The organism is Rhizobium sp. OAE497 (assembly GCF_040546565.1).
GTDB lineage: Bacteria > Pseudomonadota > Alphaproteobacteria > Rhizobiales > Rhizobiaceae > Rhizobium.
In genome coordinates, this window is the sequence record NZ_JBEPOA010000003.1 from 732,682 (window position 1) to 744,921 (window position 12,240).

The 12,240-nt window shown below is 58.4% G+C and carries 12 protein-coding genes and 1 pseudogene; 6 read left to right on the top strand and 7 right to left on the bottom strand.

What is annotated here, in order from left to right; genetic code table 11:
- Positions 1-1,101: 1,101 nt before the first annotated feature.
- From ABIE40_RS31105 to ABIE40_RS30225, 3 genes and pseudogenes are all read left to right on the top strand, one after another.
- Positions 1,102-1,512, top strand: a pseudogene (locus ABIE40_RS31105) (NAD(P)-binding domain-containing protein); the annotation flags it as partial.
- Between the two features lie 141 nt (positions 1,513-1,653).
- Positions 1,654-2,148: a DUF1932 domain-containing protein gene (locus ABIE40_RS31110; protein WP_502944845.1), complete on the top strand. Its 495-nt coding sequence runs from the start codon at positions 1,654-1,656 to the stop codon at positions 2,146-2,148.
- 141 nt (positions 2,149-2,289) lie between these two features.
- Complete coding sequence (locus tag ABIE40_RS30225) at positions 2,290-2,547, top strand: hypothetical protein (protein WP_199629751.1); 258 nt, start codon at positions 2,290-2,292, stop codon at positions 2,545-2,547.
- Positions 2,548-2,737: 190 nt separating this feature from the next.
- Here the strand turns inward: ABIE40_RS30225 and ABIE40_RS30230 are convergent, their stop codons facing one another.
- Together ABIE40_RS30230 and ABIE40_RS30235 are read right to left on the bottom strand one after the other, a co-directional pair.
- On the bottom strand, positions 2,738-2,929 hold the full coding sequence (locus ABIE40_RS30230; RefSeq protein ID WP_199629750.1) for a CsbD family protein: 192 nt from the start codon (positions 2,927-2,929) through the stop codon (positions 2,738-2,740).
- 356 nt (positions 2,930-3,285) lie between these two features.
- Positions 3,286-3,774: a cupin gene (locus ABIE40_RS30235; RefSeq protein WP_199629749.1), complete on the bottom strand. Its 489-nt coding sequence runs from the start codon at positions 3,772-3,774 to the stop codon at positions 3,286-3,288.
- Positions 3,775-3,945: 171 nt separating this feature from the next.
- On the opposite strand from ABIE40_RS30235, the gene ABIE40_RS30240 reads away from it, so the two are divergent.
- Complete coding sequence (locus ABIE40_RS30240) at positions 3,946-4,845, top strand: SDR family oxidoreductase (protein ID WP_199629748.1); 900 nt, start codon at positions 3,946-3,948, stop codon at positions 4,843-4,845.
- The gene (locus tag ABIE40_RS30245) at positions 4,845-6,626 is read left to right on the top strand and encodes a glycoside hydrolase family 15 protein (protein ID WP_199629747.1); all 1,782 of its coding nucleotides are present in this window, start codon (positions 4,845-4,847) and stop codon (positions 6,624-6,626) included. The genes ABIE40_RS30240 and ABIE40_RS30245 overlap by 1 nt, the downstream gene beginning before the upstream one ends.
- Before the next feature lie 688 nt (positions 6,627-7,314).
- On the opposite strand, the gene ABIE40_RS30250 is transcribed toward ABIE40_RS30245, so the two are convergent.
- The 5 genes from ABIE40_RS30250 to ABIE40_RS30270 all read right to left on the bottom strand — a co-directional run bounded on the left by ABIE40_RS30250 (position 7,315) and on the right by ABIE40_RS30270 (position 10,808).
- A complete protein-coding gene (locus ABIE40_RS30250; protein ID WP_199629746.1) occupies positions 7,315-7,782 on the bottom strand; it encodes a hypothetical protein in 468 nt (155 codons plus the stop codon).
- The gene (locus ABIE40_RS30255) at positions 7,772-8,089 is read right to left on the bottom strand and encodes a hypothetical protein (RefSeq protein ID WP_199629745.1); all 318 of its coding nucleotides are present in this window, start codon (positions 8,087-8,089) and stop codon (positions 7,772-7,774) included. Before ABIE40_RS30255 ends, ABIE40_RS30250 begins: the two co-directional genes overlap by 11 nt.
- A 210-nt stretch (positions 8,090-8,299) precedes the next feature.
- Complete coding sequence (locus ABIE40_RS30260; RefSeq protein WP_199629744.1) at positions 8,300-8,668, bottom strand: hypothetical protein; 369 nt, start codon at positions 8,666-8,668, stop codon at positions 8,300-8,302.
- Positions 8,669-9,460: 792 nt separating this feature from the next.
- Positions 9,461-9,652 carry a CsbD family protein gene (locus ABIE40_RS30265; RefSeq protein WP_199629743.1) on the bottom strand — a complete coding sequence of 64 codons (192 nt, stop codon included), beginning with the start codon at positions 9,650-9,652 and terminating at the stop codon, positions 9,461-9,463.
- 286 nt (positions 9,653-9,938) lie between these two features.
- Positions 9,939-10,808, bottom strand: coding sequence for an SDR family oxidoreductase (locus tag ABIE40_RS30270; protein ID WP_199629742.1), 870 nt, complete (start codon positions 10,806-10,808; stop codon positions 9,939-9,941).
- Between the two features lie 101 nt (positions 10,809-10,909).
- Here ABIE40_RS30270 and ABIE40_RS30275 point away from each other — a divergent pair, with 101 nt between their 5' ends.
- Positions 10,910-11,803, top strand: coding sequence for a LysR family transcriptional regulator (locus ABIE40_RS30275; RefSeq protein ID WP_199629741.1), 894 nt, complete (start codon positions 10,910-10,912; stop codon positions 11,801-11,803).
- Positions 11,804-12,240 lie beyond the last annotated feature (437 nt).

Below are 12,240 nucleotides of genomic sequence, written 5' to 3' on the forward strand. Positions count from 1 at the left end.
CGATCGGCCTTCGCAAGCTGGTCGAGCGTTTGGGAAAATCGGTTTGCGATCTGTCCGACCCGGATGTCGTTCTCGGCGAGTCCAGTCTCGCGTGCGAAGGCCTGAGCGCGCTCCGCCGGTCGTGATCGAACTTACGGCTTCGCGGAGCATGCGAAGGACAAAGAGCCACCGCGATCGATAGCCTTCAGCAGCTCCGAAAATTCACGACACCCTGGCACATACGCCTTGCGGTGGTCAGCGGCGCCCCGGCTGGCGAGTATTCCGGCTCGTAGGTCTGGATGACCATGTCGAACGCAGCTTGCTGCCGTTCCACCGACAAGAGCTGCGTCCGCAGCCCCTCGATCTTGGTGCCGGTCTCGGGCGGCCTCCGCTTCAACTCGTTGAATGAGAACCATTCGTAACCACGCCATAGGATCACGGCGATCCTGTGCGTCCAAGTCTGGTGGCAGTTGCTACCTAGTTGCGGAAAATCGAGGAGACCGTCGGAACCAGACGATAGCGGGACCGTTCGTCCCTTTTGAGCGATGAAAAAAGCTATGGACAGAGAACCAGCCGAAACCGAGAAAGGCAAAGACGCTAGCCGCGGCCTGATGGAACAGGCAGCGAAGGAGGAAAAGGAAGTCGAGGCGCGGAAAGGGTCCGACCTTTCCCAAGGCGCAGATCGGGTCGCGGAACGATCCCGAAGCTCCGAGGGAAAAGGGCCGGTGAGAAGCAGGGTTTTTGAACCGAACCTTGTATGGCTACAGGGGAGTTCCTAACAGTTTGGACGTTCGCCGAACTGGAGCGTGCGCGCGATCGAATGTTCTCGATGAGGTTTAGGTTAAACGCCCGCAGCGATATGGAAGATGTCGACTCACCTGACGCGTCTCAAACGTGTTTGAAGATGCCTGTTGCTCATAAGGACAAGCAGACCAATCGCAAAAGAGACGAGTGATGCCGGCCGTTGATCGAGAAGCGATCGCACGGCCGAGATCGTCTGCTGAGTCTCGCGCTTAAAATTCCCAAGTGACGGTCATCGTTGCTGGCTATCTCGGCAAAGGTAACTTGCATCGGCGCTCGTCGCCACTAGTTCCGACTTCAATATCATAAAGGCAAATGTTAATGTCAAAAATCGCTGTGATCGGAATGGGAGCTATGGGTAGCGCTGTCGCGGAAGCCCTTATGTCCTCCGGAGCGGAAATCAGTACCACCTTGGAAGGACGCAGTTCAGCGACACGGGATCGGGCTGCGGTTGCTGGCATCCGTGAGGAAGACCTGATGTCGTTGGTCGACGCCGATATCATCTTGTCGATTGTCCCGCCATCTCAGGCTTTAGCGGTGGCCGACAAGGTCGCGACGGCGGTTCGCTCTTCCAAATCTTCTACGACATTCGTTGACTGCAATGCCGTTTCTCCACAAACGATGGAAAAGGTCTCTGAAGTCTTTAAGGACGCTGCTGCGACAGTTCTCGACGCCTGCATTATCGGTGGTCCGCCACAGGCAGGCAAACCCGGCCCCCGCTTCTATATCAGCGGAGATGCAAGAGAGACCGTAGCGGTTCTTACCGAATTCGGCTTGGATGCGCGTCTTCTTGAGCGCGATGTCGGTGCCGCATCGGCACTCAAGATGTGCTACGCCGGTGTCAACAAAGGCCTGATTGGCCTCGGCACCGCGATGCTGTTGGCAGCCGCTCGGAATGGAGCTGACAAGGCCCTTATGGCGGAGCTATCCGAAAGTCAGCGGCAGCTGGTCGAGAAGCTCGGCCACGGCATTCCTGACATGTATCCCAAAGCGTACCGTTGGGTTGCGGAAATGAACGAAATCGGCGCGTTTCTGGGAGCGGATGAGCCAGCTGTCGAAATATTCGCTGGAATGGCAGGTGTCTTCCAGCAAGTTGCGGACGACCAGGCCGGCAACAACGGTCTAACGGCCGTTTTGAGCGGCATGTTAGCCCAGCGACCGGAAGGAAGCCTCAACCGATACGATGCCTTGAGCAATGGCAACTTTGACGAAGGCAGTAGAGGTCTGGAGCCGGTCCCAAGCGCTCGCGAAAGTCACGACGAAGTCGAATTGGAGGCCGAACTGGAGGAGGGGCTCGAGGATAGCTTCCCTGCCAGTGATCCGGTATCGGCGACCGTGACGAGCATACCGGGGACGACGAAGAGATAGAGGCTGCAGCTTTCGCCGGGCTGCGCCAGCTTGGTGCGTGTCCTGCTTCTAAGAACGCGGTTGGAACAAAGTAGTGGTCGGTAGATTTAACCTGCGCGGCTGCTGCGGGGGTCGCGTCCATGAAGTGGAGGGAATTTCGGAATGCATCTGGTGCGGACAAATGTTGCCAGGACGACAGAGGCGACTGTCACGGTGGAGTTTCATGGGGAGGGCAACGAGCTTGTGGCTGTCCGCATGTCAGCCGACAGCGTTTCCAGCGATGACGACGCTATAGCGTTCGCTGCGCAGATGTTGGAAGACTTGCGTATTGCTGCGACCACGCCCGGACCAGCAACGACCTGCGAGGGAGCAAGCATCGCTGAAATGCTTGCTGCCGAGGAAGCGATGAAGTCCAGCTGATTGCAGCGATGGAAGATCGCTCATCTGAAGATATCTGCCTGTCTGCTACACGCTGTGGGTTCCCTGGCATGGGCTTACGAAGACGGGGGTCAGGACGGAGATCTGGCACTAGAATCTAGGGAAGCGCGGCTATGAGAGCCGGCCCGCTGGGGTAGCACTACCAGCGGACCACCATGTCCTGCCGAAGGCGTTATGCCTTATCGACGACCTTCTTTACTGCGTCCTTAGCCTGGCCTTTCGCCTGCTGAGCATCGCCCTTGGCTTCTTGCGCCATGCCCTTTGCCTTCATATCACGGTTATCGGTTGCATCGCCCACGCTTTGGCGGGCTTTGCCAGCCAGTTCATTGGCTTTACCGGAAACCTTGTCAGCTGTGCTTCCCATCGGAAAACTCCTCTCAAGAGACTTGATTGCCTCGAAGGGGTGAACCTCTGTCCGAAAAGTTCGTTCCGCCGCGACCGCCTGATTGCGCCTTGAGCGATATCGCTATCGGCGTCACGATTGGCAGGCCTGGCTTGACCTTTCGCAACCGGAGGCCGAGCTTATCAGACCGCTGCCGGCGGGCAGCCTCGCTGTAGAGCTGGTTCGTCAATGCCGTGACATGTTGGGGGCCACACACCTAGAGGCGCGGGCGCACAGCAAGCGTGTGCCCTCCCCAGATCCTCGAAGGACATTGCGCCACTTTACTGGGAATTGCCAAAGCGTCGAACCGCGCGATCAGGCATTGGCAAAGGAAAAAATCATCGCCAAAACTCTTTCAAGCCACCGGTCGCGCCAACGACCGGATCGTTGCCTGGTATTGAAAGCGACGAAATGATCGCAAGCAGCTCGGCGCTCGGTGCCTGCGTCTGGATATCTGCCTGCTGGCGCGGAGGGTAAGCTCCGACGATCTCGAAGTCGCTTGATGCCTCTATTTTCTTGTGGCCCGTTCCTGCTGGTAGGAGAAGGCAATCTCCCGTCGCGAGTTCGATGATTTCGCCACCAGGTCCGCCGAGTTGAAGCTTGGCTGTACCGCGCCCCACGCCCAACGCCTCATGCGCTCCCGAGTGGTAATGATGATAATCGAACACGCCATCGCGCCAGATACCGGTCCAGCCGTTCTCCTCGAATGCCTCCTCGAAATCCGACGAGGTGGCATGGAAAATTGCCTGGCGGTAGATCAGGACTGGCAACCGAGTGTTGTTTGGGACCCAGTCACTTGGTCTAAAAGATTTGTGCTCGATGTTCATAGGAGTTGGCCCGTTGAGGATAGGGCGGCGGCAACGGCCGTAGCCCGCATTCGACCAACCACCGAAAGCAGAAACAGTTCCGAAATTAAGTGCCCTTTCTGCGCTGGCTCGGGAACAACTTCCTATCACGGAGCTTTTGATCTCTCCTTCATAAAAAAGGGTAGATGATCAATGGCTTCCGCCGACCAGTTTAATATGCAGAACCCGCTCACGCAGTATCCTCAGCCGAAATTTCCTGAGCAACCACAGCCAGTACCCGGCTTGGCGAGCAAGATGCAGCCTGTGCCCGATCACGGTGAAACATCCTATAAGGGTACCGGTCGACTGAACGGTCGCAAAGCACTCGTGACTGGTGGCGACTCCGGGATCGGCCGGGCAGCCGCGATTGCCTTCGCCCGTGAGGGAGCCGACGTCGTCATAAACTATCTGCCTGAAGAACAGAGCGACGCGGAGGAGGTGATCAAGCTCATTGAGGCGGAAGGCCGAAAGGCAGTCGCGATCCCTGGCGATCTCAAACGCGAAGCGTTCTGCAAAAAGCTTGTTGAGACAGCGAATGACGAGCTGGGCGGTCTCGATCTCCTGGTCAATGTGGCTGGTCGCCAGAAAGCCATCGCCGACATTTCGCAGCTGACAACCGAACAATTCGATGAAACCTTCAAGACGAATGTCTACGCCCTGTTCTGGATATGCAAGGCGGCTGTCCCGCTCATGCCTGAAGGCTCATCGATCATCAATACCGCTTCCATTCAAGCTTACCAGCCGTCTGCGACACTTCTCGACTACGCGCCGACGAAGTCGGCAATCGTCGCGTTCAGCAAGGCGCTCTCCAAGCAGGTTCTGCCAAAGGGGATCCGCGTGAACATCGTGGCACCTGGTCCATTCTGGACGCCGCTGCAGACATCCGGAGGCCAAACGCAGGACGTCATCACGGCGTTCGGCAGCGAGGTCCCGATGAAACGTCCCGGTCAGCCAGCCGAATGTGCGCCAATCTACGTTTTCCTGGCCTCCCAGGAATCGAGCTACATCACGGGCGAGAGCTTTGGCGTGACCGGCGGCAATACGCTACCCTGATGCTGGGAACCCTCGTTCCAGTCAGGATTGACGGCTATCTCCCACTGGAGCACTACGCTGCAGTGGGAGATGGTCGCTCAGTTGCCCTTGTCGGCGCTGACGGCGCCATTGACTGGTGGTGCGCCCCCGACATGGACTGCCCGCCGCTGTTCAACCGTCTGCATGATCCAGCGGGCGGTCAATTCACCATCACGCCGACCGCAGAGTTTCACATCGAGCGGCAATACCGGCAAGACAGCAATGTTCTGGAAACGATCTTCATCACCGACACCGGGTCTGCCCGGTTGACCGAGTCCCTGAACAGCGGTGTCGCTGGACGGCTGCCGTGGTGCGAACTGGCTCGTCGAATTGAAGGTTTGAGGGGTTCTGTCGAATTCAAAATTACGCTGGAGCCGACATGCGCTGAGCGGCAGGTAAGGCGCGCCGATCATCCGAACGCAGCAATACGGTATATCGGGGATTTGACAACAACCTTCTGTCACGATGATAAGGTTGGTATCATCGTCGATGAGGATCAGCGAACACTTGCCTGCCACACGACGTCAGCCGGTTCATCGACATGTGTTGCTTTTCTCGTGGCCGATCAAGCTCCTCTTGCCATACCAAACCTCAAGGATATCGACCGTCGGATTGACCTCAGCGATGACGAGTGGCGAAGGTGGTCCAGCGAGTTGGCCTATGACGGCCCATTCAAAGGCGATCTTGTGCGCTGTGCGCTATCCCTGAAATTTCTCGTCTATTCCAAGACTGGGGCTATCGCTGCAGCCGCGACGTCTGGACTTCCTGAGCGGTTTGGCGGCGTCAAAAACTATGATTACCGATATGCGTGGGTGCGGGATGCTGCCTATACGATCAAGGCTTTGCTGCGTGCGGGATCACTTGAGGAGCCCATCGGTGCTTTTGGCTGGTTGGTCCGTACCATATCTGACGATGGGCCGGTACCGAAGGTCGTCTACACATTGACAGGCGAGGCAGTGCCTGACGAGCGACCGGTCGCCGTCCCCGGGTACAAGGCGTCATCGCCTGTCAGGGTGGGCAATAGGGCCAGAACACAGACACAGCTCAGCTGTTACGGCGATGTCCTGGAAACCGCAGCCCTGTTTGCAAAATGTGGCCATGTCCTTGATCCGCAGGCAGCCGGGCTTATGGCAGGCTTGGCGGATCAATGCCTGACACGGTGGCGCGAGCAGGACTGCGGTATTTGGGAGCTTGAGGACCAGCAACACTACACCTTTTCCAAAATTGGCTGCTGGCTGGCGCTGAAGAACGCGGCCTGGCTTGCCAGGGAAGGACATATCAGGGGCGACGCTGATCGCTGGCTTGGCGTGAGCGATCAAATACGCAAATGGATCGACGAGAACTGCTGGTCCAGCGAGAAGCAGGCATACACATTTTTTGCCGGGACCGATCGGCTCGACGCGGCGCTCTTGCTGACAACCCGCTTCGGTTTCGAGCACGACGACCGCCTCAAGAGTACGCGGGCCGCAATCGAACGAGAGCTGGCTGTCGGTCCGCTGGTTTACCGCTACAGCGGCGCTGCGAAGGAGGAGGGGACTTTTGTTGCCTGCTCATGCTGGCTTGTCGAAGCATATGCCTTCTTAGGTGAGGTCGATCATGCCGAGCAATTGCTCAAGCGCTTGCTCGAAAGGCTTGGAAATAATTTCGGCATTCTGAACGAAGAGATCGATCCGGCGACCGGCTCGGGGCTTGGAAACCTGCCTCAGGGCCTCAGCCACCTTGCACTGCTACATGCCATCTATTCCATTGAGGAAAATCGATGACCAATGGCAAGCCGGCTTTGCGGCGGAAAACTGTTGACTGCGGATCTGCTAGCATCAATGCTTCGATGACAGCCCGGGTTGTGGGCGACGCATCGAGCTTGCCACCGTTGATTTCCTCAACAGCCTGGTAAAAGCCACCAACCCATTTACCCGACAGGATAGCAAAGATCCGAAAAACACCTCGGATCTTCTGGGTCCTACCGCATCCGCAGGGGTCGCGTAACGTTCCTTGCCCTCAGCATGCACACCTTTCCACCGTGAAAATTGTTCCATTGGTGGCTTAAGCCAAAGGGCCTATGTGATTTCGCGCGCCTTCAATTGGATATTGACGGCGCACCAGGCGGCACTTGGGCAGCCTGGCAAGCGGAAGGTAACGGACCGGGTAGCTCACGGCATAGTCAGCAGAGCAGCGAGCAAACATCGGCTATCCCGCCTTGTTTAGCCGACGAACTACATCATCGCGGCGGCAAGCATTCCTAAACGGTACACTATTCATGCCGCCTTAAGCCTGTCGTCGTGCGAGTGTGGAAGGGGGAGGTTCCGGTTTTGAACGACTCATCAACAAGCTGCTTATTGGTTTGGCCGCATTGCGGTAGGAGCCCGCTGAACCCCCGCTTTCGAGCGCGGCGGGCTCCGCAACTGAAGCGCTTGTTCGGCGCAGATTACTGCCTGGGTCTGCCGGTGTCGCTCATCTCGACATATTCCCCAGGTAAAGGCTCGCGCCCTTCTTTCCGCACTTGCAGCGCATGGCTTTCGCGAGCGCTCCCATGGTGACATCCTTCCCGTACCTTCGCTGGATCTCCCAGCGACTCACCGGCTTGCGGCGTTTGCATGCCGAGCACTGAGCAAAAATGGTGTTGTACTCTGCCAGCTCGCCGATCGTCCTGTCATCATCGGCCTTCGGCTCTTCCTTCAGCATGACTGTGCCGGCTCCAGCATACGAGAGCTTGCAGGTTTCATTGATCGGCGCGTTCGGTCCGCGCGTGCAGCCGAACCGCGAAGCCAGATGGTAACGAAGGTTCGGCATGCTCTGATCGCCGAATTCGGCCAGAAGATCGTCTGCCGATGCCGCTCCGGCCCTTTCGCATTTGATGCAAAGGAACTCGACAATCCGGCCGGCATATTCAGACAGCCAGTAGGCGCCATTACGAGGCACCGAGCCGCTCCAGGCGCCAGCCGCCGGCAGGGGGCTTTCCACCTCTCATCGCAACGCGGTAGTCAGCTTCGATGATCGCTTCCTCTTTGGCTGCGGTAACGCTTTCAGCCCAGCGAGTGATCCGGAATTTGCCGACCCGGAATATGTACCGCTTCAGGTTCTTGCGTTTGCCAGCCGTGTAGCCCGCCTGGAAGATGGTCCAGGCTGCGTGGACGTCCGTGCGTTCCCTGAATTCGGGTGTCTGGGCGTTCCACCATTCGTCGAAAGCCTTGCGAAACTGCGTCTTAGGTTGCGGTTTGTCGAGCACGTCAATCCCCGTGCTCGCAGGCAGGCCCAGACAAGCGAGCAAAGCCCCTGCCCGTTGCGGCCCCCGCAAGGGTCGATTGAATGCGCAGATGCCAACAGTTATCGAGCAGCGCCTGGATAGCTGCTATTGCGTCGCCGTCAAGCCAAGCGTGAGCCGCGGCGGACTCGTCGGAAGCGGACGGCCTTGGCGGATTTTTTATAACATGAGACATCAAACAGGTTCCTGGTTGGCCTGATGCGCTCTGATCCGAACGTAGGCGCCGCCGATAGCGTCATCGATGTCGCCTTGCCACGGAAACCAAGCTGCCTTCGAGAACCGGTCCGGGTTATAAAGCCGGTGGCCGCCGCAAGCCTGCTTAGCCGCTTCGTCAATCGCCACTTCTATTTCGCCATACGGCCCAGCGTCGGGCATCGCATAGGCGCAAGCCACGGCAAAACGCAGACTGCTGATCGCACGCGTGCCAACCATCCGAATGAGGTCGGGGTGGACATCGGCTGCGCTCACCTCGCCAGCGGGTGTCATATACATATCGACACCGTTATCCTGTGCAGCGGCATGGTCTATCGATCGCGCAAACATGCTCGTTCTCCGTAGTTCGAATTGTGAGGTAGGCGGCCGCATCGCCAAGATTGTTCCTATTATGTTCCGATGGCGTCGAGAGTCAATATCGATCTCGTGCTCGACCTAAACAAAGCTTTGGCTGGCGATCTTGTGAGCCGAGACAACGGTTAAACTTTTGTCGAGGGTAGCAGGTGCGCTGCGCGAGCTTGACCTGGCGGTGTGGCACTTCGGGCAGGGAAGCCACGCAGATCGTCAGTTGGGATCGGGAAGGGTCACAGATTATCTGGGAGGATCGAAAGGCGATGTGGCAGTTCAGCAAGCGGGTGAACTCGATAGCAGGAGTGCGGCGCATCCCTGCCTCCTCACGCATATTGGCAGGGTGGCTGCCAGAACTCCGTGTCAAAGAGGATGAAAGACAGCGGGCCGAACAAAGTTCAACGGTTCGCGATGATGATCAAGCTACCTGCCTCGTCTCGATGAAGTAGTAAGTCCGGCTGTCGATGCCGACATGGCGTTCCCCGCTGAGGCACGCGAGGCCAGCCCTGCCGGTCTCCGCGGCAAGCATGCGGCATCGCGGTCGATCACACACCCTGAATTTGCACTTCCGACTGCTACAATTGCGGTCGTCACTTCTAATCGCGGGTGTCAATGGCCGTCGTCAGTGTAGGCTGCCGCATAGAGAGGAAGCTCTGGGTCACTTGCGCTGATCGTTTTGTGACGGGGATCTTCGCGGGCCGCGATGCAATCAAAAAGTAGACAACAAAAAGGCGCGCCACTTGGCGCGCCTCTAACCGCGTCGAGCCTTCAAAATCAGGCGCGATCGACGATGTTCTTCACAGCATCCTTCGCCTGACCCTTCGCCTGCTGCGCATCGCCGTTGGCTTCCTGCGCAAGACCCTTGGCCTGCATTTCCCTGTCGTTGATGGCTTTTCCGACAGCCTGCTTGGCCTGGCCTGCCAGCTCGTTTGCCTTGCCAGAAATCTTGTCGCTGGTGCTACCCATTTGAAATTCTCCTCAGAGACATAAGCGTCTCGGCCAAAAAACGGCGCATGCGGTGTTTGGCTCCACGCGGCCAAAAACGCCAGCAAACCCGCAAGCGCGCCGCAAGTTGCATTGGATCGGCTGATTTCTTGAGCCTTGAGCCTTGAGCCTTGAGCCTTGAGCCTTGAGCCTTGAGGCGCCAGCGGTTGCGGGCAGTCGTTCGGAGCGTCACTGCGGCTGCGCTCCAGCAGGCGAAATGCAGCTACTTCAAAAGCTGCATTTCGACAGGCCGACCCCCAATCAGCTCTCAATGCATGGCTGCCAGCGATGTTGCCGTCTCACGATAGCCGTGCAGCGGTCGCCCGAGCATCGTTACCAGCCGCTCCACGTCACCTTGTTCAGGGATCATGCCGTGGCTCACGTAGCGTTCGGCCATAAGCCGCATTTCATAGGCGGTCCATTTCGGCATGAATGTGGCCATGGTCTGCTCGAAGCCGCTCGGGTCGTCGCCGCCGTAGACGATAGGCCGGCCGAGAACGTCGGACCAGATATCGGCAACACTTTGGCCGGTGAGCGTGTCCGGTCCGACCAGATTGATCGTCACCAGTGGAAGCTTGCCGGTTGCCAGGTCGCGACGGATGAGTTCGATGGCTGCCACCTCGGCGATATCGCGCGCGTCGACCATCGCAACGCCCTTTGACCCGATCGGCATTGGATAGACGCTGTGGTTGATGACAACGTCCTTGATCATGATCTCATTGTCGATGAAGTAGCTTGGGCGCAGGATCGTCGCGCTGAAACCCATCTCTTTCAACATTTGCTCGGCGCCGGCCTTCACCGCGAAGTGCGGGACATTCACGGCGCGATGCGCGTCGAAGACCGACAAATAGACGACGCGTTCGACACCGGCTTCTCTGGCGATGTTCAGTGTGATGATCGCCTGGGTGAATTCGTCGCCGGTGACCGCGTTCAGGAGGAACAACGTTCGCACGCCCTTAAAAGCGTTGCGAAGAGCGTCGAGGTCGAGAATCTCGCCTTCTGCGACTTCGACCTCCATTGGAAAGTCGGCCTTTGACGCGTCACGGGTGAGAACCCTGACGGTGGCTTTGCGAGCCACGAGCTGATTGACGACATGCCGACCGACGCGACCCGTTGCACCGATTACGAGGATTGTCATGGAAGTTCTCCTTGCGTTGTTGACAACCCGAATATGAATGGATCACTGATGGCCCACTAGACGGGAATTTTGGACCAAATGTCTCGCAGGTGGAACAGCTGATGGATCTTCTCGGGCTTGCCGATTTCGTTCTTGTTGCCAGGCATGGCGGTTTTGGTCGCGCAGCGCGCGCGACCGGACGCCCCAAAGCAACGCTCTCGCGACGCGTCAGCGACCTCGAAGCCAGCCTCGGACTGCGCCTTGTTGAACGTGGTGCAAGGGCGCTGAAGCTCACGGAGGAGGGGAGGGCACTGCACCACCGTGCCGGGGCACTTCTCATGGAATTGGACGAGACGGCGTCGGCAATTGCAGCTGGGGGCGAGCGACCGCGCGGGAGGCTGCGGATCAGCGCTCCGTTGCTGTTTTCCCAGACGGCGATGGGAAAGCTGGCATCGAGTTTTGCGCTGCAATATCCCGATGTGCGGCTCGACGTCACGACCGAAGACCGGGCAGTGGACATGGTTGAGGAGGGCTATGATCTGGTCATTCGGGTAAACCCGGACGCGGACAACGCCCTCGTCGGCAGGGCCTTCCTTCGCGACCGGCTTGTCATCGTCGCGCCGTTGTCGCTGCAAGTGCCACCGGAAGGCACCAACGTGCCTGTGGTCGTGCGCGGCCCGCCGGGGCCGCCTGATACTTGGCACGTGAACCGCAACGGTTCGGCATTTACGATAGGTGCGGAGCCGATCCTTGGACTGACGTCTTTGTTGAATGTGCGCGATGCTGTGCGAATGGGCGTGGGTGCTGCCCGCCTGCCGATTTCGCTGGTAAGCGGCGATATTGCCGCTGGGAGGCTCTCGTTATGGGGCGATGTGCAAGGATCGGATATCAGGCTTTGGGCTCTTTATCCTTCGAGACGACTGCTTAGCGCGCGCGTCTCAGCGTTCCTCGATCACCTGAGGGAAGCCTTTCCGGACGGATCACCGGAAGCGCTTTCGGCTTACATCGACTGCTGATCGACAAGGGTATAGAGCGTTTCAGGAACTCGGCGACCCACCATATTGGCGAAAACGCTGCGGCGCTCGTCTCGGTCGCAGAAGCCAGCCGGCTATCGCTTTTGCGCGGAGCGGCATCCACATTGGTCCGCGCCGGCGTATCTGACGAGGAGGAAGCGCGCCGATTTCCGGTTCGGGGATATGGTCATGATGTAAACCCGTTCGGGATCGATCCGGATAGGCGGTACCACCAATGCCCGAGCCGGCGGCTAGCGCTGCCGGCTCGGAGCTTTGCCCTATACAGCTTGGTCTGCTTCCATGGCCGCAGCCATGAGCTGATCGCGCTCGCGAAGCCCTTTGTTGAAAAGTCGGGCGACGGCAACCGTTAGCTTTGCAACGGCACCCGGGTCATTTGCGATGCCCTTTGCACGGACGACCTCCCTGACCACCCCGGCGCA